The 22,826-nt window shown below is 41.8% G+C and carries 22 protein-coding genes; 20 read left to right on the top strand and 2 right to left on the bottom strand.

What is annotated here, in order from left to right; genetic code table 11:
- Positions 1-26 precede the first annotated feature (26 nt).
- The 12 genes from ACYVD3_RS21765 (at position 27) to murQ (ending at position 10,932) form a co-directional block, all read left to right on the top strand.
- Positions 27-1,301 carry a dicarboxylate/amino acid:cation symporter gene (locus tag ACYVD3_RS21765; protein ID WP_460644596.1) on the top strand — a complete coding sequence of 425 codons (1,275 nt, stop codon included), beginning with the start codon at positions 27-29 and terminating at the stop codon, positions 1,299-1,301.
- Between the two features lie 18 nt (positions 1,302-1,319).
- Positions 1,320-1,577, top strand: coding sequence for a glutaredoxin (locus tag ACYVD3_RS21760; protein ID WP_460644595.1), 258 nt, complete (start codon positions 1,320-1,322; stop codon positions 1,575-1,577).
- Positions 1,578-1,721: 144 nt separating this feature from the next.
- A complete protein-coding gene (locus ACYVD3_RS21755; RefSeq protein WP_460644594.1) occupies positions 1,722-2,750 on the top strand; it encodes a 1-aminocyclopropane-1-carboxylate deaminase/D-cysteine desulfhydrase in 1,029 nt (342 codons plus the stop codon).
- A gap of 231 nt (positions 2,751-2,981) precedes the next feature.
- Entirely contained in the window at positions 2,982-4,343 is a 1,362-nt protein-coding gene (gene rpoN / locus ACYVD3_RS21750; protein WP_460644593.1) for an RNA polymerase factor sigma-54, read from the top strand.
- Between the two features lie 225 nt (positions 4,344-4,568).
- Positions 4,569-5,408: a MurR/RpiR family transcriptional regulator gene (locus ACYVD3_RS21745; RefSeq protein ID WP_460644592.1), complete on the top strand. Its 840-nt coding sequence runs from the start codon at positions 4,569-4,571 to the stop codon at positions 5,406-5,408.
- A 21-nt stretch (positions 5,409-5,429) separates the two neighbouring features.
- Positions 5,430-5,762 (top strand): hypothetical protein, encoded by a 333-nt coding sequence (locus ACYVD3_RS21740; protein WP_460644591.1) that lies wholly within the window; start codon positions 5,430-5,432, stop codon positions 5,760-5,762.
- Positions 5,763-5,824: 62 nt separating this feature from the next.
- A complete protein-coding gene (locus ACYVD3_RS21735) occupies positions 5,825-7,168 on the top strand; it encodes a PTS sugar transporter subunit IIC (RefSeq protein ID WP_460644590.1) in 1,344 nt (447 codons plus the stop codon).
- Between the two features lie 95 nt (positions 7,169-7,263).
- On the top strand, positions 7,264-8,364 hold the full coding sequence (locus ACYVD3_RS21730) for a DUF871 domain-containing protein (RefSeq protein ID WP_460644589.1): 1,101 nt from the start codon (positions 7,264-7,266) through the stop codon (positions 8,362-8,364).
- Positions 8,361-9,245, top strand: a complete 885-nt coding sequence (locus tag ACYVD3_RS21725) for an N-acetylglucosamine kinase (RefSeq protein ID WP_460644588.1) — start codon at positions 8,361-8,363, stop codon at positions 9,243-9,245. Before ACYVD3_RS21730 ends, ACYVD3_RS21725 begins: the two co-directional genes overlap by 4 nt.
- 88 nt (positions 9,246-9,333) lie before the next feature.
- Entirely contained in the window at positions 9,334-9,642 is a 309-nt protein-coding gene (locus tag ACYVD3_RS21720; protein ID WP_460644587.1) for a PTS sugar transporter subunit IIB, read from the top strand.
- A 24-nt stretch (positions 9,643-9,666) separates the two neighbouring features.
- A complete protein-coding gene (locus tag ACYVD3_RS21715; protein WP_460644586.1) occupies positions 9,667-10,002 on the top strand; it encodes a PTS lactose/cellobiose transporter subunit IIA in 336 nt (111 codons plus the stop codon).
- A 36-nt stretch (positions 10,003-10,038) separates the two neighbouring features.
- Positions 10,039-10,932 carry an N-acetylmuramic acid 6-phosphate etherase gene (gene murQ / locus ACYVD3_RS21710; protein ID WP_460644585.1) on the top strand — a complete coding sequence of 298 codons (894 nt, stop codon included), beginning with the start codon at positions 10,039-10,041 and terminating at the stop codon, positions 10,930-10,932.
- Positions 10,933-10,999: 67 nt separating this feature from the next.
- On the opposite strand, the gene ACYVD3_RS21705 is transcribed toward murQ, so the two are convergent.
- A complete protein-coding gene (locus tag ACYVD3_RS21705) occupies positions 11,000-11,146 on the bottom strand; it encodes a hypothetical protein (protein ID WP_460644584.1) in 147 nt (48 codons plus the stop codon).
- Between the two features lie 269 nt (positions 11,147-11,415).
- Between ACYVD3_RS21705 and ACYVD3_RS21700 the strand changes: the two genes are divergently transcribed.
- The 7 genes from ACYVD3_RS21700 (at position 11,416) to ACYVD3_RS21670 (ending at position 19,360) form a co-directional block, all read left to right on the top strand.
- Positions 11,416-11,943, top strand: coding sequence for an RNA polymerase sigma factor (locus ACYVD3_RS21700; protein ID WP_460644583.1), 528 nt, complete (start codon positions 11,416-11,418; stop codon positions 11,941-11,943).
- Between the two features lie 2 nt (positions 11,944-11,945).
- Positions 11,946-13,556 (top strand): LolA family protein, encoded by a 1,611-nt coding sequence (locus ACYVD3_RS21695; protein WP_460644582.1) that lies wholly within the window; start codon positions 11,946-11,948, stop codon positions 13,554-13,556.
- Positions 13,557-13,882: 326 nt separating this feature from the next.
- Positions 13,883-15,454 carry a PTS sugar transporter gene (locus tag ACYVD3_RS21690; RefSeq protein ID WP_460644581.1) on the top strand — a complete coding sequence of 524 codons (1,572 nt, stop codon included), beginning with the start codon at positions 13,883-13,885 and terminating at the stop codon, positions 15,452-15,454.
- A 21-nt stretch (positions 15,455-15,475) separates the two neighbouring features.
- A complete protein-coding gene (locus ACYVD3_RS21685; RefSeq protein WP_460644580.1) occupies positions 15,476-16,318 on the top strand; it encodes a beta/alpha barrel domain-containing protein in 843 nt (280 codons plus the stop codon).
- Positions 16,319-16,428: 110 nt separating this feature from the next.
- Positions 16,429-17,157: a GntR family transcriptional regulator gene (locus tag ACYVD3_RS21680; RefSeq protein WP_460644579.1), complete on the top strand. Its 729-nt coding sequence runs from the start codon at positions 16,429-16,431 to the stop codon at positions 17,155-17,157.
- Between the two features lie 11 nt (positions 17,158-17,168).
- Positions 17,169-17,759 (top strand): imidazoleglycerol-phosphate dehydratase HisB, encoded by a 591-nt coding sequence (gene hisB, locus ACYVD3_RS21675; protein WP_460644578.1) that lies wholly within the window; start codon positions 17,169-17,171, stop codon positions 17,757-17,759.
- Positions 17,760-18,172: 413 nt separating this feature from the next.
- Positions 18,173-19,360 (top strand): phosphopentomutase, encoded by a 1,188-nt coding sequence (locus ACYVD3_RS21670; RefSeq protein WP_460644577.1) that lies wholly within the window; start codon positions 18,173-18,175, stop codon positions 19,358-19,360.
- Positions 19,361-19,517: 157 nt separating this feature from the next.
- Here ACYVD3_RS21670 and ACYVD3_RS21665 read toward each other — a convergent pair whose 3' ends face one another.
- Positions 19,518-21,065, bottom strand: a complete 1,548-nt coding sequence (locus ACYVD3_RS21665; protein ID WP_460644576.1) for a helix-turn-helix domain-containing protein — start codon at positions 21,063-21,065, stop codon at positions 19,518-19,520.
- 178 nt (positions 21,066-21,243) lie between these two features.
- Between ACYVD3_RS21665 and ACYVD3_RS21660 the strand changes: the two genes are divergently transcribed.
- Positions 21,244-22,818, top strand: coding sequence for a PTS transporter subunit EIIC (locus tag ACYVD3_RS21660; RefSeq protein ID WP_460644575.1), 1,575 nt, complete (start codon positions 21,244-21,246; stop codon positions 22,816-22,818).
- Positions 22,819-22,826: the final 8 nt, after the last annotated feature.

The raw sequence follows: 22,826 nt of genomic DNA, 5'->3' as shown, positions 1-22,826 counted from the left end.
TTGGGGTAAAAAGGAGAAGTGTACTTATGAATAAAAGTGATATTTGGAAAAGCTATCGGTTCCCTATTCTATTAGTGTTGGGAATCTTGATCGGGTCGGTTTTCGGATTGGTTGCCGGAGAGAAAGCGGCGATTGTCAAACCTCTTGGTGATATTTTCCTTAACCTGATGTTTACAATCGTTGTGCCAATGGTCTTGGTTTCTATTTCCAGTGCTGTGGGAAGCATGGTAAATATGAAACGTCTTGGAAGCATCTTAGGAAATCTTATCGTTGTTTTTATCGGCACCGGTGCAGCCGCAGCGATACTTGTTCTGTTTGCTGTGAACCTTTTTCCGCCAGCGGCAAATACTACAATTGCAATGAGCGCAGCGGAAGTTGGAGAAACTGCTGCTGTTGGTGACATGATCGTTGGAGCTCTTACTGTTTCTGATTTTCCGGATCTTTTAAGCCGCCAGAACATGCTTCCATTGATTATTTTTTCTGTCATGTTCGGATTTTGTGTAAGCGCATGTGGCGGAGACGAAAGCCCCGTTGGAAAAATGCTTGCTAACTTAAATGAAATTATCATGAAGATGGTCAATTTAATCATGAAGTTTGCTCCCATTGGTCTGGGTGCATATTTCGCCAACTTAGTAGGTGAGTTTGGACCAAGCCTGATTGGTGATTACGGTCGTTCCATGATTTTATATTATCCGCTCTGCTTCGTTTATGTGGTAATATTCTTTCCGTTGTATTCCTATATGGCAGGCGGAAAAGAAGCGGTCCGCCGTATGCTGAAATTTGTTCCTACTCCCGCATTGACTGCTTTTGCAACTCAAAGTTCAATGGCTACTCTGCCGGTAAATTTAGATGCCTGTGACAAAATGGGCGTTCCAAAGGATATCAGAGAAATTGTTCTTCCAATGGGAGCCACCATGCATATGGATGGTTCGGTATTATCCGCGATTGTTAAGATTGCATTTTTGTTTGGAGTGTTCAATCAACCCTTTACCGGGGTTGGAACTTATGCCATGTCAATTGTTGTAGCGATTTTGTCCGCATTTGTATTATCCGGAGCACCGGGGGGAGGTCTGGTAGGCGAAATGCTGATCGTCGGTCTTTTTGGCTTTCCACCCCAGGCATTTCCGTTAATTGCAACCTTAGGTTTCCTGTTTGACCCTGCAGCTACCTGCTTAAATGCATCTGGTGATGCCATTGCATCCATGATGGTAGCCAGAATGGTTGAAGGGAAAGAGTGGATTAATAACCGCTTAAAAGGTAACAACGAAGAATTAGTTGAAAAAACAGATATTACTGCATAAGAGAAAGGAAGGATAACTGTGAAAGTAACAATTATAGGAAGCCACTTATGTCCAGACACACTGTATGCACTGAATCAACTGATTGCTTTGAAAGCCAGCGTGGATTTCAAAGATTTATCAGCGGATTTAAAGGATTTAAAAGTATACCTTGCTGTTCGTGATACGGAACCGGCATTTGAAGCGGTCAAGAGAAACGGGGGTATTGGTATTCCATTCTTTGTTCTTGAAGACGGAACCAAAACCTTAAACCTGGAAGAAGTATTGGAAAAGCTGTAATACTAATAATGGGTGATTGAATTCTAAAATTTGATAAAAGCGGGGATATATAGGAACGTCAGATTACATAATCCACCATATAATCCCTGCTTTTTAAATATGAAGTAATAATCCGGAAGTCTAAGGTAATCAGGAGGTATGATTATGGTTTTAGGTCAGGAAAAAGTCTCATTTTTGAATTTACCCACTCCTTTGGAGTATCTTAAAAATATTTCAGAAGAGTTAGGGATCAAATTATATCTTAAGCGTGATGATATGACTGGTCTGGGTATGGGAGGCAATAAGCTTCGAAAGTTGGAGTATATTTTAAAGGAAGCCCAGGACAAAGGGGCAACCATGCTTGTTACGGAAGGCGGAGTACAAACAAATCATGGCAGGTTAACGGCTGCTGTGGCCGCTAAATATAACATGAGGTGCGCCATTGTTACAATAGGAGATTATCCGGGAGAATTATCGGCAAACCTGCTATTGGACCGGTTAATGGGTGCTGAAGTAATCATAAAAAAGGATGATGGCCGTCCATCTCCTGATCAGTATAAAGAGTTGGTTATGGATACAATCAAAGAATATGAGGCACAGGGAGAAACCGTTTATTATATACCCCTTGGAGGTTCCGATGATATCGGTATTCTTGGGTACTATGAATGCGCAGCCGAACTGACAAAGCAGGCAACTGCCATGGGAATCGGTGATGCACGGGTTATTTCTGCAGTAGGCAGCATAGGGACCTATATGGGCCTGTACTGCGGACTCCATAATGAAGGCTCCAGCCTGAAATTAACCGGTGTAGCCATATTGCCGTTTGATGATTACAAAGAACAGAGCATTGTTGAACTGTTTGATAAGGTAAAAGAAAAGTATGGAATGAAAATAAGCGCTGGATTAAAAGATTTTGATATTGAAAGGGATTATGTTCGGGGCGGATATAATCTTCCTTCCAGGGAGGTAAGGGATGCTGTTTGTCTCATGGCAAGAAAAGAAGCCATCCTCCTTGATCCGTGTTACACTGGAAAATGTTTTGCTGCAATCCCTGATATGATTAAAGAGGGGAAAATCAAAAAAGATGAGAAGATAATCATGATTCATTCAGGTGGGGCGCCGGGATTATACACGAAGCACCATAGGGTGGAATTTGAAAAAGAATTAATTGATGGGATAACAGTTCTTGACTGAATAAAGTGACGTTATAAGAACAAGTCCTTTGAGTGGCAGAGTTCTCCATGATAAAAACGAGCGGGGTGGTAAGCAGCTTCGCTCTTTTTGGACTATGGAGAATTAACTCCATCAATTGAATGAATGTCAACGTTGAAATAGATTTTGTTTTATCATGTACTGGGATGGTATAATAATTGTAATGCCAGAGATATAATGTGATACACCGGATAAATAAGGAAGGAGGCTGCCATGAAACATAAATTAACCATGGAACAACGTCAGTTACTGTCTCAAAGCCAGATATCTTCTTTGGAATTACTGGCATTATGTAATTGTGAATTGAGCCGGTATATGGAAAATGAATATATGGAAAATCCTTTGCTGGAACAGGTAAATGCCAGAACTGAATCTTATACTCAAGAAGATTATCAAACTTGGTATCATTCAAATTATTATAAACCTTTAAATAATACTTCCGGTTTTTATGAAGAAGGAAGAGAGGGAAGCGGCCAGTTGTTGGATATTTTAAATACGAAAAATATCTATAGTTTTGTTTATGAGCAGTTGGAGCTGGACCGTTACTCAGATAAACAACTAAGAGTAATAGACTTTTTGATTCAAAGCCTGGACAGCAATGGATTTATAGATTTGGCTGTTCCGGAGATTGCCCGATTGACCGGTGTAAATGAGCAGGTAGTTGAATGCTGTTTATCAGATCTGAAAAAACTGGAACCCAGCGGTATTTTTGCCGGGAATCTGGCAGAATGCTTATTAATTCAGATTGAAACACTGGGATTGGATGATGAAAATCTAAAAAATATTATTTCTCATCATTTGACAGACATATCTCAGGGGAGGATAAGTTCAATCACCCGTGGGCTGAATATCTCGTCTGCACAGGCAAGAAGATATGTTGCTCTTATCGGTACATTAAACCCAAGGCCCCTGCAAGGGTTTGGAGAGGGGGAAAAGCAATATATTATTCCGGATATTATTGTTGCTATGGACCCGGATGGGAAATGGAATATAGAAATCAATGATAATTGGTGCGGGAACTACCAACTGAACGATTATTATCTCCAGATGATGGCTGAAGCAAAAGAGCCGGAGCTTTTTGAATATTTCAAGAAAAAGTCAGAGCGGGCAAGATTTCTGATTCATGCAGTTGAACAAAGGCGTAAGACTATTATTCAATTAACAAATGTAATATTGGAAGAGCAGGAAGAGTTTTTTCGATATTCAGGTAAACTTAAGCCATGTACCATGACACAAATGGCAGAAACGCTTTCAGTTAGCACCTCCACGGTCAGCCGTGCTGTGAAAGACAAATATCTTCAGTTTCCTGCAGGTTGTATTTTAATGAAAAATCTATTTTCTGCATCGGTTCCCGCAAGTGACGGCAGCTTGATTAATTCCGATGGCATCAAACAATTAATACGGGAACTTGTGAATGATGAAAATAAAGAAAAGCCATATAGCGATTCCAGACTTGCAGAATTACTGAGTAAGAAAGGGTATCGTCTTTCCCGCAGGGTTATTGCCAAATATCGTGAAGAGATAGGTATTTCTGGTAGTTTTGAACGGAAAATGAAGCATAATATCCATAAATGAGCCAACTAAAAGAATTATTTTAGTTGGCTCATTCTTGTATACTGCCATTCCTGCTGAAACGCTTCCTTGGAATGACAAAGACTTAAGTTTTTTTGTAACTGATTTCATGGCTAAAATTTATTCATTATATACAAAAAGTAAATATTTAATTCGTTATTTTTTATATATTGAATTAACCATTCGCATATGATATAATTGTCGAAATAAAAAAAATAGGAGATAAACATGGAGGGTTTACTGTATATTATTCAGCAGGAGAAAGACTATCTTAGCAAAAACAATAAAGTAATTGCACAATATCTGATTAAAAATGTCCAACATATTGTTTGGATGTCTGCCGAAGCACTGGCAAAAGAAATCGGAGTCAGCCAGGCAGCAATTACAAGGTTTTGCAAGCATTTTGGGTTTGATGGATTTGCTCAGCTTAAAATTGCTTTATCACAGGAAATACCTATATATGACGAGAACACATTTTATGATGATAATTCGGAAGATTTTAAAAATAACATAGCCAAAGAGTTACTAAACCAGAACATTGCTTCCTTTCGCGATACGTTTACCATGCTCAACCAGGAAGACATCTTAAAGGCCGCGGAGCTGTTCCATAAATCCAATAAAATTATCTGTGCGGGAATCGGGGTAAGCGATCTGGTGGCTCAGGATATGGTGAGTAAATTGTTAAGAATCCAAAAGGATGTTATCTATTACAATGACAATGACTGCAGAAAAATTGCAGTATCAAATTTAACAAAGAATGATTTGCTTTTTGTGGTTTCCTATTCCGGCAGAAAAAAAGAAATGATTGAACTTGCAGAAATTGCAAAGGAAAAGGGAGTGCCTATCATAGCCCTGACCAGTGTTGGGGGATCTCCATTGTCAGAATTTGCAGATATTTCCTTTGGTGCCGCTTCACTGGAGAAAGAATACCGTGCAACAGCTACCACTTCCAGGATCATGCATTTTTACATTGTTGATATTCTTTTTTACACCTATGGATTATTCTACAATGAGAAAACCTTTGAAAATCTTTATAAAACTTATAAAGTAGTGAATAAAGAAAATTGAGCTCATAAAGGAGAGAATAATTTGAAACAGTTCAAACAAAAATCAATGGAACCCCTCCATGTTTTAGATGATACGATAAAAGTGTTCAGTATTAAAGGTGCCTTTATTTTGGCGTTGATTTGCCTTATTGGAACAATGGGAGTGCCAGGCCTGTTAGGCCTGATTGGATTAAGTTACAAGATAGTCACAGTATTAAGTACATCGCTTTTTGGCAGTATAGGAATCTGCTATGTGCGCAACTTTGTTGACAGCAAGAAGGGCATGTCAAAAAATCTTATTCTGCAGTTTTTGATTTTCTTTTTCGCTTTTTTCGTCATCAGTTATTACTGGGTATTTTATCATTATTATATCTAACTGCTGAATTAATCAGGATATTTTATTTTTACATAAAATATAAAAATTTTTAGGAGGATACTATGTTAGAACAAGTTACGAATTTTATGATCAGACTTTCGCAAAACCGCTATCTTCGTGCCATACGAGATGGTATTGTGTCAACCCTGCCATTGATTATGGTGGGCTCTCTTTTCCTGATTATCGCATTCCCGCCGTTGCCAGCCAGTTGGGGAATTACTATTTGGGCAAAGCAAAATGCAGCAACAATCCTGCTTCCTTATCGAATGACCATGTTTATTATGTCAATCTATGCGGTTATTGGATTAGGGCATAGTTTAGCAAAGTCATATGATTTGGATCCTGTTTCCGGTTCTATAATTGCCACGATTGGATACTTATTGACAATTATGCCTCAAGTTGTTGGAGAGATCTGGGCAGTTGAACGGATTGTTGATGGACAGACCATGCGTATTATCGTAGAAAAAGGCACAGATGGTGCCGAGATGGTTCAAAAAGGACTAGGTTTCGTAGCGCCAATGGCAAACCTGGGTTCTGCAGGACTGTTTGTGGGCATGATTGTTGGAATTATTTCGGTGGAAATCCTCAGATTTACAACAAAAAATAATATCACCATTAAAATGCCGGATTCAGTACCTCCTTCTGTTGCCAGATCCTTTGAAGCAATTGTACCTACTTTGTTAGTTACTTTATTAGTTTCCACAATTGTTTACTGGCTAAAAATCGATGTGCATGGTTTGATCAGCATTGTGGTAAAACCGTTGGTTTCCGCTACGGATTCTATTTTCTCCGTATGGCTGCTGGTTATTTTAATTACGTTATTCTGGTCATTTGGAATCCATGGAGTTTCCATTATAGGCGCTCTGGCAAGACCTGTATGGCTGATTTTACAGGAACAGAATGCTGCTGCATTAGCAGCCGGACAAACCATTCCTAATGTGGCTCCGGAAACATTCTTCCAGTGGTTTATTTGGATTGGAGGAGCCGGTGCAACCATTGGTCTGGCCACTCTTTTGGCATTCCGCTCCAAATCAGAGTTTGGAAAAGCTCTGGGAAAAACAGTTTTTTTACCTGCAGTATTTAATATTAATGAACCAATCATCTTTGGTACTCCTATCGTATTAAATCCAATTTTAATACCCCCATTTGTTCTGGCACCTTTAGCAAATGCTACAATTGCTTACATAGCAGTCAGCACCGGCATGGTGAATAAACTGGTGGCATTGCCGCCATGGACTCTTCCAGGACCGATTGGCGCCTTTATTGCAACCGGCGGAGATTATAGAGGAGTTATTTTAAATGTATTGTTGATTTTCCTGTCAATTATTATCTACTACCCATTTTTTATAAGATACGATGCCAAGCTTTTGGCTGAAGAACAGGAAAACAATACAGATAAGGATTGAGTAACCCATATGATCGGAAGGAAAGGGAGAAAGAAATCTTTCTCCCGCACTCCGGTCATAGGAAAGACCGCTGAAGCGGCAGAACGGAGGGAATCATGAGAAAACTGGGAATATCCATCTATCCGGAAAAAAGTGATAAACAGGAAGTACTGGATTACATTAAGAAAATGAGTGAGATGGGTTTTAGCAGAATATTTTCCTGTTTATTATCTGTAACAAAGGCAAAAGAAGAAATTATAAATGAGTTTAAAGAAATTAATACCTTCGCCAAAGAACATGGATATGAGGTAATATTGGATGTCAGCCCTAGAGTATTCAATGATTTTGGGATCAGCTACAACGACCTGTCCTTTTTTCATGAACTGAATGCAGATGGAATCCGCTTGGATTTAGGATTCAGCGGTTCAGAAGAGAGTATTATGACCTTCAACCCCTATGGTTTGAAAGTGGAATTAAATATGAGCCAAAATACCCATTATCTGGATACTGTTATGGATTATCAGCCCAATCAATATAAGCTGATTGGCTGCCATAATTTTTACCCCCATAATTATAGTGGATTAAGTTTGGAACATTTTAATAAATGTACAGAGCGCTTTAAAAAATATGGCTTAAATACCTCAGCGTTTGTCACATCCCAAAATCAGGATACCTTTGGTCCATGGCCTGTGACTGAAGGTCTTCCTACGTTAGAGTCACATAGAAACTTACCCGTTGATATACAGATGAAGCACTATATAGCAATGGGACAAATAGATAATATTATTATTTCCAACTGTTATCCCAGCCCTGATGAATTAGAAAAAATCAGTAAGGTCAATTTGAATCTGGTAAATCTAAGTGTGTGCCTGGAACCTGATATAACAGAAACAGAAAAAAAGATTATTTTAGAAGAACTGCATTTTAACCGGGGAGATATATCAGGAAATTTAATTCGCTCCACTCAGCCCCGGGTAAAATATAAAGGGGAAACATTTCAGGTACATAACGCTCCTGAAATACTTAAGCGAGGAGATATTATCATTGAAAGCAGTGAATACGGACATTATGCCGGAGAACTGCAGATTGTGGTAAATGAAATGAAGAACTCCGGAAAATCCAATGTGGCAGGTCATATTTGTAAGCAGGAAGTCTTTTTAATAGACTGTATCAAACCTTGGCAGAAGTTTGTATTTACAGAGGATGAAGCTAAATGAACTATATCGGAATCGATGGCGGAGGGACAAAAACCCTATTTCGTCTGTCAGATGAAAATTTAAATACAATAAAAGAAATTGAATTAGGGACCAGTCATTTCGGCCAGGTTGGATACGATAGGATGAAAGAAATTCTACAGCAGGGGATCAACGGATTATTAAAATATTCCAATGGTGAAACCGTTCTTTCCTTTGGCCTGGCAGGTTACGGTGAAGTAGTTGAGATACGCCGGAAAATAGAAAGTGTGATTAAAGATGTAGTGCTGGAACGAAAATACGTTCTGCACAATGATTCCCAAATTGCTGCATTTGGTGCTTTAGGCGGTAAGGAAGGAATTGTTATGATTGCAGGAACTGGTTCTATTGCAGTCGCTTATAAAGATGGTAAATGGCACAGAAGAGGCGGTCTTGGTTATCTTATTGATGATGGGGGGTCTGCTTATGACATTGGAAAAAAAGCCCTGAAAATATATGCCAGGATGTCAGAGGATTTAATAGAAAAAGATGCTTTATTTGATATGATTATGGAACGTTATTCTTTGTCTAAGCCTATGGATTTAATTGGGGTCATGTTTGATCGTGTACAAACCATACGGACGGAAACCGCCGGACTGGCAGGTTTGGTTTACGAAGCCAGTCTTGCAGGAAGCCAGAACGCAGAACAGCTACTTCAGGATGCTGCGTTGGAGCATTCTGTTTATATCAAATCTTTAATAAAGTTATTTGATCAGGAAGTCCCCGTCTCATACATTGGCGGCGTATACCGGGCAGGAGATAAAATCCTTAAGCCATTGGAAAACCACGGTATTTTTATGCAGCATCCTGTATACGATTCATGTACAGGAGCGGTATTGCTGGGGAAAAAAGTTTACTGTGAATAACAAAAAGTTATACTCACACAGCGGCTGGCAGTACTTTAAAAGCAGATGCTGAATCTAATTAAAAAATAAAAAGAATGGAGAACTTATTATGAAAATTTATTTATTTTGTTCCGGAGGAATGTCAACCTCTTTACTGGTAACCAAAATGCGCAAGGCAGCAGAGGCAAAGGGAATGGAACATGAAATTGAAGCATTTGCAGAATCCACCACAGGCAAATTAGGCCCTGAAGCGGATATTGTTTTACTGGCTCCTCAGATAAAGTTTCGTGAAGCGGCAATCAGGAAAGAATTGGCCGGAAAATTTATTCAGTGCATCAATATGCGTGACTACGGGCTGATTAATGGAGAGAATGTTTTAAATGATGCCTTAAAAGGATATGAGGAATTTTCGAAATAATGTATTAGCTGAGAGGAAAAGAAAATGGATAATATAAAAGAGGAAATTCAGCTTATTGCCTGCCAGATTGTTTCAGCGGTGGGCGGAGCGAAGAGTATGTACGTCGAGGCGATAAACCTTGTAAAAGAAGGAAAAACAGAAGAAGCCAGGGAAAAAATGAAGGAAGGCCGGGAGCTCTATATGGAAAGCCATACTCATCATTTCAGCCTGATTCAAAAAGAGGCAAATGGTGAAGATGTTCCCTTTTCACTGATTTTAATGCATGCAGAAGATCAGATGTTAAGCACGGAAGTCGTTGAACTGATGGCTTCTGAAATAATAGAAATGTATGAAAAGATGAAATCTTCTCAAAATGCGTAGAACCAAGGAGATTGATGACATAATGAGGAGAAATATATGTTAGAAAAATTAAAGACAGAGCTTAGGAACAGTAGAACAACCAACATTGATGTGATGTCAGCCTATGAGATTTGTAAATTAATGAATGAAGAGGATAGAAACGTGCCTCTGGCACTTACAGAGGCACTGGACGAAATATCGATGGCTGTTGACTGTATTACAACCCAATATAAAAAAGGCGGCAGAATTATTTATATTGGTGCAGGCACCAGTGGCAGATTAGGCATATTAGATGCTGTGGAATGTGTACCAACCTTTGGTGTTTCTCCTGATTCAGTCATTGGAATTATTGCGGGAGGGGACACTGCGTTCTTCAAAGCGGTAGAAGGTGCAGAGGATTCTAAGGAACTGGCAGTTGAAGATTTAAAAAATATCAACTTAAATAAAAATGATGTGGTAATCGGTATTGCAGCCAGTGGAAGAACGCCTTATGTAATTAGTGCTTTGGAGTATGCTATTTCTGTTGAATGTAACACTATTTCGGTTGCTTGTAATAAAGACTCTGTTATTGGAAAGCTTGCGAAAATTGCCATTGAGGTAGATGCGGGCAGTGAAGTGCTGACCGGATCCACAAGGCTGAAAGCAGGCACAATACAAAAATTAATTTTAAATATGATATCCACTGCTGCTATGATATTAAACGGTAAAGCATATAAAAATCTTATGGTAGATGTGCTGATGACCAATGAAAAGTTAAGGGAGCGTGGACGTAAAATCGTAATGGAAGCCACTGGTGTAGATTATGACACTGCAGATGAGGCGATCATACAGGCTGATAATCAGGTAAAGGTTGCTATTGTTTCTATTTTAAAAAGCTGCCCGTCTGATGAAGCAAGACAGGCATTGGAACAAAGTGATGGTTTTGTTAGAAAAGCAATCCAGTTAAATTAGTCAGCAAGTATAAAACATTTCTGACTGTGCCTTTTGTTAAGGATAAGAAAAAAGAATCGAATTGAATTTATTGCTGAATAGTGCGCTCCTCATGCAGAAATATCATGAGGAGCGCTTTTGTCTGCCGTTCATTCCTTATGTGGATGGATTTAAAATGATCCAGGTCAATGACTGCAAAACTCCCTTCTTCTGCGCCGGTTTCTCCCTTTTCCATAAAATACCGCCTGTTATATACTCCTGTCAAGTATCCATAGAGAGAAATCTTCCATACGATCTCTTGGCCTATTTCGCAACTTTGAAAAGAGAATGTATTTACAGGCGTTTATAAATAAGCCGTTTCGGTACATAGTAGTTTATAAAAATAAAATCAGCGCGTAACATTTCATATGCCGCCGGCGTCTTTATGAATGTACGTACGATAATCCGGAATGCAGTCGATTTTAAAAATATAGGATGCCATGTTGCAGCAGTATGGAGGCAGGAATGAGAAACAGACAGGACAACAGGGAAATGATTGAAAAACTTTGCGCGGATACATGGCGGGAACTGTACAGCTTCATTTATTATAAAGTCCAAAACCGTGAAGAAGCGGAGGATATAACACAGGAAACCTATGCGAAAGCAATTTCTTTTCTGAATAGGAATGATGTGAATATCCTTGAATGCAAACGATATTTAAAGACCATAGCAATGAATGTCATTCGTGATCAGTGGAGGGCGAAAAAACGGCGGAGCAGCAGCGTTAATATAGAGGAAGTGAAGCCGGAGGACATCGCCTTGGAGGATTTTGCAGATTCGCTCACTGAAAAGAACCGGTTGGAAGAGGCCATGAGCCGTCTGACCAAAGAACAGCAGATTGTGATTGAATTGAGGATCGTCAAAGGATATTCCGTGGCTGAAACTGCAAAGCTGATGCAGAAGAAAGAAGGAGCTGTTCGCGTCCTGCAGTTGCGCGGGGTGAAAGCCCTGGCAAAGATATTGGAAACAGTACAGGGTAAGGAGGAAAGATAAGAATGGATGAAAGGAAACTATCTCAATATATTGATGATTTAAACGCCGGCAAGCGGCCAAGGGAACACAAAAACGGATTACAGGAGGAAGAAAAAGAGGATGAGATTTTGCTTGCCACCGTAAGAAAGGTAAGGCAGCTTAAGGAAATAGAATTTCCCGATGATTCGTTTCAGGGGCGTCTTATGAATTCCCTTGCAGGAAGAGAAAAGTCAAAAAGGAACCGGATCAGAAAATATGGATTGATCTGTACTTCGGCTGCGGCAGCCATACTGCTTTTCGTGACAGCATATTATTTTCTTCCCAATAGGGACGCAGGTATCGTATATGCCATGGAAAATGCAATGAAGGAGATCCGTGCTTATCATGGAATCATAGAAGTGAGTGAGACCAATGGATTAGGGGAAACAATAACCCAGTCCAAAAGAGAGGTGTGGGCAGATAAGAAAGGGAATTATTATATCGTTGATCTTGAGGGAACTTCCAAAGGAACCATAACCGCCAACAACGGCCAGCAGAAGTGGCAGCTCCGGCCGGAGGAAAAAGCCTTTTACCTTTTGCCCATATTTCCCGATGCTTTTCGCTTTACCTTTGAGCTTGGCAATGAAATCAATAATGCTTCAAAGGCACAGACGGTTAAAATAGCCGGTTTGGAGACCGTCAATGGAAGACAGGCAACAAAGCTCCAAATCACCCCAAAGGGAGGGGAATCATATTTCCTGTGGGTTGATGATGAAACAGACCTGCCTCTGCAAAGAATTTCGGCAATGCAAAATGGGATTCAGATCAAAGCAGAATATACCTCAATGGAATTTATGGATGAAATTCCTCGGGACCTTCTTGTCTTTGATACGCCTGATGGTTACAAAGAAATTGATACAAATACGGAACAGGAGGTGGCCTCCCTTGAGGAAGCAGAACGGATGGCCGGGTTTATGCCCAAGCTTATGGATCAGGCAGCGAAAGGGTATACACTGGACCGGATCGCTGTTGAGAAAGACCATGCAGCCGTAAAGCTATATTATTCGGCCGGGGATACGGCAAATACCATTCTCCTGATCCAGTCAGAAACAACAGAAGAGCTTGTACCGTCTTCCGCGGCAATCCTTGGAACTGTGGATCACAACAAGGCCGAGATCATAACCACGGAGCCTGCCAGGTCTGTCCGCTGGCAGGAAGACGGCATGGAATACTGTATACTGGGATCTGCTCCCTTAGAGACACTGACCGTTTTCGCGGAGGACCTGTCCCATGGAAAGGTCGTAATACCGGTAACCGCTGAAAATGCCGGAGAACCCCGTATCAAAGTTGAAGTGGATCAGTCGGTGGGAGAAAATGAACAGAAGAGTGTTGATGCAGGTCATTCCCCATGGAAACTGGATCCGGTTTTTGTATCCCAGGTATTTGCAAGTCTGCTGCTGTCACCGGAAGGCATTGTGGGTGATTATCCCATTGCTTATGAAAATATTAAAATCACTTTTAATAACGGAGTTGATGCCGTTGCAGAAATCAAGGATGAAAAATCTGTTGCAAAATCAGTTTATTTAAAGCGCCTTGTCCGCCAGGATGATACGGGTATCTGGACTGTAGTTGGATATGATCCGGCTGGACAGTAACATGTAAAAAAGTGATGGCAGAGGGATGAAGCTCCATATCGGTATTTTCACCATTCTCCAGATTCTTCCTTGGGTTTTGTATGGTTTAAGAAAAAGTAGGGATATAAAATACGTACAATTGTAAAAATGAAAAATACATTTAGGGTTAAATGTATGCAAATAATTGAGAGTAAATGTATATAATCTACAAAAAAACAATAATATTTTGTGAAATACTAATAAAAATACACATAAAAATCAGTTTAAAATACCGATTGTAAAGTACGTACAATGTGCTATACTAAGGCCGTAGCTAACTATAAAGAAAAAATGAGGAGGATGGTGTAATGAAGAGGCTTGCCATAATAGGTAGCAGCGGGGGGAACCTTTACAATCAGGGAGGAAACGATCCTGACGGTATGATGAGAGAAATATTTGCACAGGCAGATTCAGCAGGAATTGAAGTTGGTTATATTCAGTTCATAGGCACATCCGGCAGTATGGATGGGATTTCAATGGATGCAAAAGCGCGTCTTTACACATTGAATGGGCCTGAAAATCTTGTTGCCAGTGAAGGAAAGACACTGGCAGAGATTAATGAAATGTCCCGGGAATCAGATGAAACACTGGCTTCCCTTATCCGGGAAGGGGAAATTGACGGGATCATGCTAATGAGCTGTGACCCGAAAGGAGTAAATAAAGAGGCTATCAAAGCAGCTTCTGAAAAGAAGATTCCGGTTGCCGGTACGGGAGGGACCTCTATGGCCGATCCTCAGGCAGCCGGCTGCCGGGTCATCGCAGCCTCCGGAACAACGGGAACGACAAACAGGACCCGGGCAATTTCTGCGGTTTCAGCTTTTTCAAAGGAATGGAAGATCAAATACAGCCCGGTCATTGGTTCATCAGGCGGCGGCCAGAGCAAGGAAGGAAATGTCTGGAAAAGAATTAACTTCCGGGGAATTATGATGGCGTCTATGCCGGGATTCATTGCCATGGCTCTTTGCCTTGCCTTAAGTAAAATTCCAGGGTTATCAGGGCTTGAGGCCGTATTCAATTCCCTTATAGGAATTCTTCCGGTTATAGTGGCTGCAATTGCTGCAAAGCAGATATCCGGCATGGATGAAGTCGGCATTGTGGCAGGAATTGTGGCAGGCTCTCTGTCGGTGGGCGGCGGCATCATCGGCGGAATCATGGCAGGGGTTGTGGCAGGCGTCCTTGTTTACTATATAAGCAGCTTCTGTTTTAAGCATAAGGTTCCGGGAACAACAGCCAATATAGCGGCAGGAGGTCTGTCCGGACTGATCGCAGGCTTGATCGGCATGTATGCAATTGCTCCTGTAGCGCTGGCAGCCGGCAATGGAATCAAGATGGCAATTGACTGGACATTGAATTACAATGCAATCCTGGCGGGAGCCGTAGCTGGATTTACCATATGGTTTGCCATCATTGGCGGTGTTTATCATGCGGCCATACTTCCAATTGTGCTTCTGGAGATGGAATCTTCCGGTTTCAGCTTCCTGGGTGCCATTGATTTATGCGGACTGGTTATGGTCTGTGCAGGGATCCAACTGGCATACATTGTGAAACCCCGCAATCAGGGAGACAGGGCATCTGCCATACCCAATATACTCATTAACCTTGCATTTGGTACATTTGTGGAGTCTGCGTACCCCTTTATGTTTTCCTGTAAGAAAGTATTTGCAAGTGCCATAGCAGCGGCCACAATCTCAGGAATCGTCATAGGATTTTTTGGTGTGAAATGTACAGCATATATCCCATGCTTTTTGGCTCCTTTTATGTCAAACAGCAAGGTTCTGCAGACCATTATCTGTATGGTGGTTGCTATGGGCAGCGCATTTGTGCTGACATTAGCAGCTAACATTTCAGAAGGTAAGAAATCTGCAAAGACAGAAGAATAAAAAACAGGCTGGAGGTAAGACATGATTTATAACGATATGAAATTAAAAATGGAAAAGAGTATGGCCATTGTACATAAGGCCATTGAAAGAGGAAATGGACATACCATTCTCAGTACCGGTATTACAGGCGATGATGCCCGTCTTGCAAAGGCAGTGGTTGATGCGGGGGTTTCCATGCTGGAGCCTAATCATCCGGCGCTGGTATTGGCAAGAGGCCATAAAGGAATCTCTTCCATGCATGAAGCAGAAAAATACCGCCATGAAATAACCATTTCCCAGATGGCTGAAGTGACAAAGGGTGTAAGAGGGGTTGTGGGTGAATCCATCTATATAACCGTTGGCATACCGGGAGGATTTACGGAGGTAAAGCCTATTATCCTGGAAGATGAGGATTTTCTTCAGATGTCCTTAAACGGCGCCAATGGACTCCATACCCACAAATCCAGCTTAAAAGATTTGGAAGAACTGGTGAGCAAAGCCCATAAGTATGGTTTATGTGTGGATGCTTATATTGGACTGCCCACAGACTTGCATACCTTTGGAATATCAGGGGAAAAGCCGGAGGAGGTTGCAAAGGTTGCCAGACAGATGGAATCCATAGGTACAGATATGATTGGAATGATGACAGGCATGAGTTATGAAGGGGTTGAAGCCGGAAAAATCCATCCGCTTCTGAAAGAGCGGCTGTGTGCCATGGTGGAATCGGTTAAGGTTCCCACATTGGCAGAAGGAGGAATCAACCTTACAAACTATCAGGCCTTTAAAGAAACAGGAGTTAATATTCTTGTGATCGGTACATCCATTGATAAGATGGTGGAAAAGGCAGCGCAGGAGGCGGTTCAGGATTTCTTAAACACATATTAAAAGAAACCGGGCTATTGCTTTTATAAGGCAATAGCCCGATTCCTGTATCTGAAGTTTATCATTGCCTGGATTTAAATAATATGGTATGCTTTGTAACAAGGAGTGATTATATGCCAGAAGGAAAATCACGTTTTCAGTATTTTAAAGTCTATCAGGAAATGAAAGATAAAATAGAACAGGGAAAAATAAAACCGGGAGAAAAGCTGCCCACAGAAAAAGAACTGCAGGAAGAATTCCAGGTCAGCAGGGATACGGTAAGAAAGGCTCTTGCTAAGCTTGAACAGGAAGGTTTTATTGACAGAAAATCTGCAATAGGGACATTTGTAAAGCAGGATAAATCTGATTACGAACTGTCATACTTAAAAAGTTTTACGGAGCAGATGAAAAGCAGAGGGATTGAACCCTCTTCTGAACTTGAGCGGATTGAACTAAAGACAGGCATCAGGAATGACATAAGAGCCCATCTCCAGTTGGATGAAGACGAACGGTGCTATATTATCTGCCGGATCAGGAAGGGCGACGGCAAACCCATGGCGTATGAGACAACCTATATACCATATAAGTGCTGTCCGGATATCCATAAATATTTAGATGACCAGTCTTCTTTATATGAGATCTATGAGAATGTATACCGTCTGAAGATCGGATATGGGATTATACACTTAGAGTCGGAAATGCCAAGCGCAAAGCTGCAGGAAAAGCTGAATATTTCAAAAGATTCACCGATGCTGTTTATGAAATGCTCTGCGTTTTTGGAGGATAACCGTCCTCTTTATTATGTGGAGTGTTCCTATATAGGGGAAAAGTACTTTTTCTCAACTAAAATATCCAGAGTATGAGGAGGAACGGGATGGAGCCAAGAATTGCGCATATTAAAAGGGTAACAAAGGAGACGGACATTGATTTAACTCTTAATTTGGATGGGACAGGTGTCTGTAACTCTAATACAGGAATAGGGTTCTTTGATCATATGATAGATGGTTTTGCACGCCATGGCCTGTTTGATATTGACCTGGTATGCAAAGGAGACTTGTATGTGGATTCACACCACACCGTAGAGGATGTTGGCATTGTCTTTGGCATGGCCATTAAGGAGGCAGCAGGGGAGAAGAAAGCAATAAAGCGTTATGGAAGTGCTTTTCTGCCTATGGATGAAGCATTGGTGCTATGCGCGGTTGATTTGTCAGGAAGGCCATATTTTGAATATGATGCTAAATTCACTGTGCCTAAAATAGGGGATATGGACTCTGAAATGATCCACGATTTTTTCTATGCGGTTTCCTATTCGGCCAATATGAATCTTCATATTAAAAAGATAAGCGGAGTCAACAATCATCATATAGCGGAGAGCAGTTTTAAAGCTTTTGCCAAGGCTTTGGATATGGCTACCATGCATGAACCCAGGATTGACGGAGTGTGGTCAACAAAAGGAGTTCTGTAATAAAAACGTGACGAGGAAACAGCGGCTGAATCAAATCAGCGGCTGTTTTACACGTTAAAGCCTGTTTGTAAAATTCGTTGAAGAATTGAGCTGGACCCAGGTTTTAGTAAAAAATCAGTAAAATTCCTTTGAATAGGAGGCGAAAAGGATTGCAAAACTTTTCCAAGATTGTATAATAAAAGAGAAATCATCTGTTTCACAATGCAAATATAACCGGAAAACAGGCTGCAGCGATTCTGACCATCTCCCATACGGTCTTTTTTAGGGAAGAAACCTCTGCCCAGGGCAGGCAGACAAGCTTCCACCGCATCATAAAGGTTGCGCTGGGAACATGTTTATAAGGAGATCCGGGAAGGAAACTATGGGCAAGGTGTTTTGAAACTAATGCTGCGATTAATCTGCAGGGAGGGAATATGAAGGGATTTAAACGTATTTTTGTAGTTGTAATTGATTCTTTAGGAATCGGTGCTATGGATAATGCCGGGGAGTACGGCGACGAGGGCAGCGATACCCTGGGGCATATTGATGCCGCGGTGGATCATCTGAATCTGCCTAATTTAGAAAAGCTTGGTTTGGGGAACCTTTGCTCCTTAAACCATGTAAAGCCTGTTGCTGAGCCAATGGCATATTATGGAAAGCTTAATGAAGCCAGTGTGGGAAAAGATACCATGACAGGCCATTGGGAAATGATGGGGCTTTACATTACAAAGCCATTCCAGACATTTACGGAAACAGGCTTCCCAAAGGAACTGTTAGATGAACTGGAAAAACGCACAGGACATAAGATCGTAGGAAACAAATCCGCCAGCGGTACGGAAATCATGGATGAACTGGGAGAGCATCAAATCGCCACCGGGGACATGATCGTTTATACTTCTGCTGACTCGGTTCTGCAGATTTGTGCCAATGAGGATACCTTTGGCTTACAGGAGCTTTACCGCTGCTGTGAAATTGCAAGAGAGCTTACCTTAAAGGATGAATGGAAGGTGGGCAGGGTTATTGCAAGGCCTTATGTTGGAATGAAAAAAGGTGAGTTTAAAAGAACACCAAACCGCCATGATTATGCATTAAAACCCTTTGGCGCCACTGCCCTTAATATATTAAAGGACGCAGGCCTGGATGTGATCAGCGTAGGAAAGATCTTTGATATTTTTGACGGCGAAGGACTTACCGAAGGCAATAAATCCCAAAGCAGTGTTCATGGTATGGAACAGACCATAGAAATCGCAGAGAAGGATTTTAACGGACTGTGCTTTGTGAACCTGGTGGATTTTGATGCTCTCTGGGGACACCGCCGTGATCCATTAGGCTATGGGGCGGAGTTAGAACGGTTTGATGAAAAGCTGGGAGAGCTTCTTCCTCTCTTAAAGGAAGACGATCTGCTGCTGATTACGGCAGACCATGGCAATGATCCTACCTTTAAGGGAAGCGACCATACAAAGGAAAAGGTGCCTTTACTGGCTTATTCTCCATCTTATGAACGTTGCGGAGAATTAAAGGAACAAAACACTTTTGCGGTAATCGGAGCAACAGTGTTGGATAATTTCGGTTTGCAAAAAGCCCAGGATATGATTGGAGAGCCCATAGAGGAATTGCTTTAGGGATTTCTGGATTATCAGGTGACCTGCTTATGTAAATGAAAGAAAAGATATGAAAAAGCGCCGCTTTGTTTGTGATGATTGATTATAAAATCCATCATAAATAAAGTCGGGCGCTTTTTTGTATTTCTCATCAGGGAACCGTTTTTTCGGCAATATCCTACACAAAATAATCTCCGTAATTCTCCTTCAAATAAGCCTCCATCTCAGGTTCGCTTTTCCCTCCGATTTCAGATACAAAGCTGGCGGTCAGGAAACGGTGCTTCCGTGTGGAGAAGCCATGTGCCAGAAGGGTTTCCATATCACTGCTGTCCACAAAGAAATTCATGCGGATGACAGGAAGGTTCTGGTTGTGGAGAAGATTGAAAATCCTGGATGAGAAGCAAAAAATGTGGTCATAATCCAGATCCTTCAGCCGATGGATCTCGTTAATGTTTAAGGTGCCCATCCACTGCAGCTCCACATATTCCTTGGTCTGCTCCAGAAAAAAGCTGACCCGTTCAAAATTGATGCTGGTCATTACCACGATCTTCTTATAATGGCGGTTTACGGTGCGGTTTCGCAGGATGTGTTTTTGCACCAGCAGGGTTAAGGTGGAAAGGTGTTCGTCCATAAAGGAAAAATTATAGGAAGCCTTAAAATACACCTCATATTTCCTGATGGTTTCATACAGGTCTAAAAATTGCTCTTTCGTATTTTCTACGGTCTTGTCCACAAAGGTACAATGAAAGCGGTTCAGTGTGATCTCCCGGTAGAAATAGCTGTAAAGCTCATTGATGAATTCCTCCTGGACAGTAAAGGGACTTTTTAAATGGCTCACCACCTGTTCTGTAAACTGCTCAGTGGTATGCCACAAGCGCTTGTCAAAGGGAAAATCAAGGCTTCGGGAAAAGTTCATCATGCTGAAAGCCACATTGTACAGCTTGTTTTCCCGGATGCCGTCAACGAAGTGGATATTAAGAGGCGCCAGAGGCAGCCGGTAGCAAAAAAACATGGAATCGTCAACAGGCCGGATCTCCATGATGCAGATAAACAGCAGAAGAAACTTTTTGGATGGATAATTCAGAGACAGGCTGTATTCTGTTAAAAAGGAATTCAGTTGTTCCACTGCCTGACGTGACACCGGCTGTAAATAGGCACCGGCCAGATCATAGCTTTGTTTTTCCAGGGGAGTGTTGGCATAGCGGGCTTCGATCCGGTTTTCTGCCGTAAACTCCAACAGGGGATGAAGGATGTCGATGACCAGAAATCTCAGTTGCAGTTCATCTCCTTCGATGGTAAGCCCTTTTTTCTTTAAGGTCAGAAGGGACAGGCCGTGTCCTGCTAAAAACTGCCGGAGGTGGGCGGTATCCTGCTTTTTCGTGGTCAGGGAAAGTCCCCAATGTTCATACAGGGAAGAAGCATTGACATAGCCGTTGAAAAAAATAGTCACGATCATGATGCGGATCCGCTCGATGTAAGAACTGGTATAGTCGCTCATGGTGATCTGCTGGATAAAGTCCACAAATTCCTTGTAGTTTAAGCGGCTTAAGCAAACCCCCTTTTGTATTTCTACCAAGGGCTTGGGGGAAAAAAGGTTGATCCGTTCAATGGTCCTCCGTATGGATATTTCATCCTTTTGAAACTGCAGGGCAACCTTTGATAAGGAAATGTGCTGCCTTTTTTGCAGAAACCGAAGCAGGCTTAAATCGCTGTAGCTTAATCCCATAATCCATCCTCCTGTGCTGTTGTGACAGTGATGGTTCTATTATAAAGTTGAGGGCAACTAAACGCAATAATAAAATGTAAATTTTCTGCCTTGAAGCAACTGATGTTATCTGCCATAATGAACACAGTTTCAAAGGCGCCTTAAAACCACAATGTCATAACAAAGGAAGGGAAACAATATGAGCAATAAAAAGTCTAGCTGGAAGGACGGCATCCAAACCTTTGGCCGTTCTCTCCTTCTGCCAATCGCGCTTCTGGCACCTATTGGTATGGTTATGGGTATTTGCAGTGCGTTAGGGCAGTCCTACATGATAGAGAAATTCCCGTTTTTGGGAAGTCAGGGTCTGAAGCTTATTTTATCCAGCCTGCAGACCATTACCAGTATAATTTTTAACAATATTCCGCTGCTGTTTGCCATGGGCGTTGCCCAGGGCATGGCAAAGAACGAAAAGGGAATCGCCGTCTTTTCAGCCGTTGTGGGCTATCTGACCTTGAATGTGGTCATGAGCGTTTATCTGAAGCAGACGGGAACCCTGGCTGACCCGGAGATAGCGGCTCAGGTGGGGCAGGGTACGGTTCTTGGCATTCAGACACTGAAGATTGAGGCACTGGGGGGCCTGATCTCAGGTTTGGTGGCTGCCAAGGCGGCGGACCGGTTTTACCGCCTGGAGCTTCCTCTTGCATTTGCGTTTTTTGGAGGAAAGAAATCCATTCCCATTATCACCTTTGGGCTGATGATTCCCATCGGTCTGATCATTCCGGTGTTCTGGAACCTGCTGACCAATTTCCTCATCAGCATTTCCTTTATATTTACAACGCCGTACATAGGAAATGCCATTTATTATGCCTTAAACCGCGCACTGATTCCATTTGGCTTACATCACGTTCTTTCCTCAATGGTCCGCTTTACTGAGGCCGGCGGAACTTATATGATCAACGGAACCGAATATGTGGGGATCCTCAATGCAACCAATGAAGTCCTGTTTAATTTAGGACCCAGCAGCGAATACTGGGGCCAGCTCATGCCAACCCTTACTAGCTATTTAGGAGGTGCCCAGATGCTGACAACCTTATTCCGGGTGCCGGCTGTGGGCCTGGCCATGTACCGCACTTCTTATCTGAAAAACAGAAAGATTGCAAAGGGCGTGATCCTCACCTGCTGTCTGACCGCATTTTTAGGAAACATCACAGAGCCGCTGGAATTCTCATTCCTGTTTATTTCTCCGCCTCTGTTCATTCTGTACTGCGTTATGAGCGGTATTGGTTCCATTCCATACCAGATGCTTCATATTTCCATCGGCTACATCCGCGGCACGATTTTTGACTTTGGAATCTTTGGCCTTCTGTATGAAAATACCCATTGGTTTAACCTGATCCTTTTGGGTATTGGAAACTTTATTGTATTCTACTTTGTGTTCAAATGGTTTATTGTAAAATTCAATCTGGAAACACCGGGACGGGAAGGCTTTGAGATCGAAGAATCAGCAAGCCTTCTGCTGAAGGAAAAGAACTGGCCGGCCATTGCTGAAGTTGTTATTAAGGGACTGGGCGGAAAGGACAATATTTTAAGCGTGGAAAACTGTATTTCCCGCCTGCGGGTGGATTTAAAAGATCCTTCCAAGGTTGATCAGATAAAAATCAAGGATTCCGGCTGTGCGGGCATTTTCTTCCCGTCAGCGGATCACATTCACGTTGTATTTGGGCCTCATGTGGAATTTGTCCGTCATGCGGTAGACGATGCTATGAAGAAATAAGAGGTGCA

It is taken from the genome of Lacrimispora brassicae (genome assembly GCF_054772055.1).
This window is presented reverse-complemented; position numbering and strand designations above follow the sequence as displayed.

Bases quoted from the DNA above. Each gene is read 5' to 3' on its own strand.
- ACYVD3_RS21665 (WP_460644576.1), bottom strand. From the start codon at position 21,065: ATGGGATTAAGCTACAGCGATTTAAGCCTGCTTCGGTTTCTGCAAAAA.
- ACYVD3_RS21735 (WP_460644590.1), top strand. From the start codon at position 5,825: ATGTTAGAACAAGTTACGAATTTTATGATCAGACTTTCGCAAAACCGC.
- ACYVD3_RS21705 (WP_460644584.1), bottom strand. From the start codon at position 11,146: ATGGAAAAGGGAGAAACCGGCGCAGAAGAAGGGAGTTTTGCAGTCATT.
- ACYVD3_RS21690 (WP_460644581.1), top strand. From the start codon at position 13,883: ATGAAGAGGCTTGCCATAATAGGTAGCAGCGGGGGGAACCTTTACAAT.
- ACYVD3_RS21715 (WP_460644586.1), top strand. From the start codon at position 9,667: ATGGATAATATAAAAGAGGAAATTCAGCTTATTGCCTGCCAGATTGTT.
- ACYVD3_RS21765 (WP_460644596.1), top strand. From the start codon at position 27: ATGAATAAAAGTGATATTTGGAAAAGCTATCGGTTCCCTATTCTATTA.
- ACYVD3_RS21730 (WP_460644589.1), top strand. From the start codon at position 7,264: ATGAGAAAACTGGGAATATCCATCTATCCGGAAAAAAGTGATAAACAG.
- ACYVD3_RS21660 (WP_460644575.1), top strand. From the start codon at position 21,244: ATGAGCAATAAAAAGTCTAGCTGGAAGGACGGCATCCAAACCTTTGGC.
- ACYVD3_RS21700 (WP_460644583.1), top strand. From the start codon at position 11,416: ATGAGAAACAGACAGGACAACAGGGAAATGATTGAAAAACTTTGCGCG.
- rpoN (WP_460644593.1), top strand. From the start codon at position 2,982: ATGAAACATAAATTAACCATGGAACAACGTCAGTTACTGTCTCAAAGC.
- ACYVD3_RS21720 (WP_460644587.1), top strand. From the start codon at position 9,334: ATGAAAATTTATTTATTTTGTTCCGGAGGAATGTCAACCTCTTTACTG.
- hisB (WP_460644578.1), top strand. From the start codon at position 17,169: ATGGAGCCAAGAATTGCGCATATTAAAAGGGTAACAAAGGAGACGGAC.
- ACYVD3_RS21670 (WP_460644577.1), top strand. From the start codon at position 18,173: ATGAAGGGATTTAAACGTATTTTTGTAGTTGTAATTGATTCTTTAGGA.
- murQ (WP_460644585.1), top strand. From the start codon at position 10,039: ATGTTAGAAAAATTAAAGACAGAGCTTAGGAACAGTAGAACAACCAAC.
- ACYVD3_RS21725 (WP_460644588.1), top strand. From the start codon at position 8,361: ATGAACTATATCGGAATCGATGGCGGAGGGACAAAAACCCTATTTCGT.
- ACYVD3_RS21755 (WP_460644594.1), top strand. From the start codon at position 1,722: ATGGTTTTAGGTCAGGAAAAAGTCTCATTTTTGAATTTACCCACTCCT.
- ACYVD3_RS21685 (WP_460644580.1), top strand. From the start codon at position 15,476: ATGATTTATAACGATATGAAATTAAAAATGGAAAAGAGTATGGCCATT.
- ACYVD3_RS21745 (WP_460644592.1), top strand. From the start codon at position 4,569: ATGGAGGGTTTACTGTATATTATTCAGCAGGAGAAAGACTATCTTAGC.
- ACYVD3_RS21695 (WP_460644582.1), top strand. From the start codon at position 11,946: ATGGATGAAAGGAAACTATCTCAATATATTGATGATTTAAACGCCGGC.
- ACYVD3_RS21680 (WP_460644579.1), top strand. From the start codon at position 16,429: ATGCCAGAAGGAAAATCACGTTTTCAGTATTTTAAAGTCTATCAGGAA.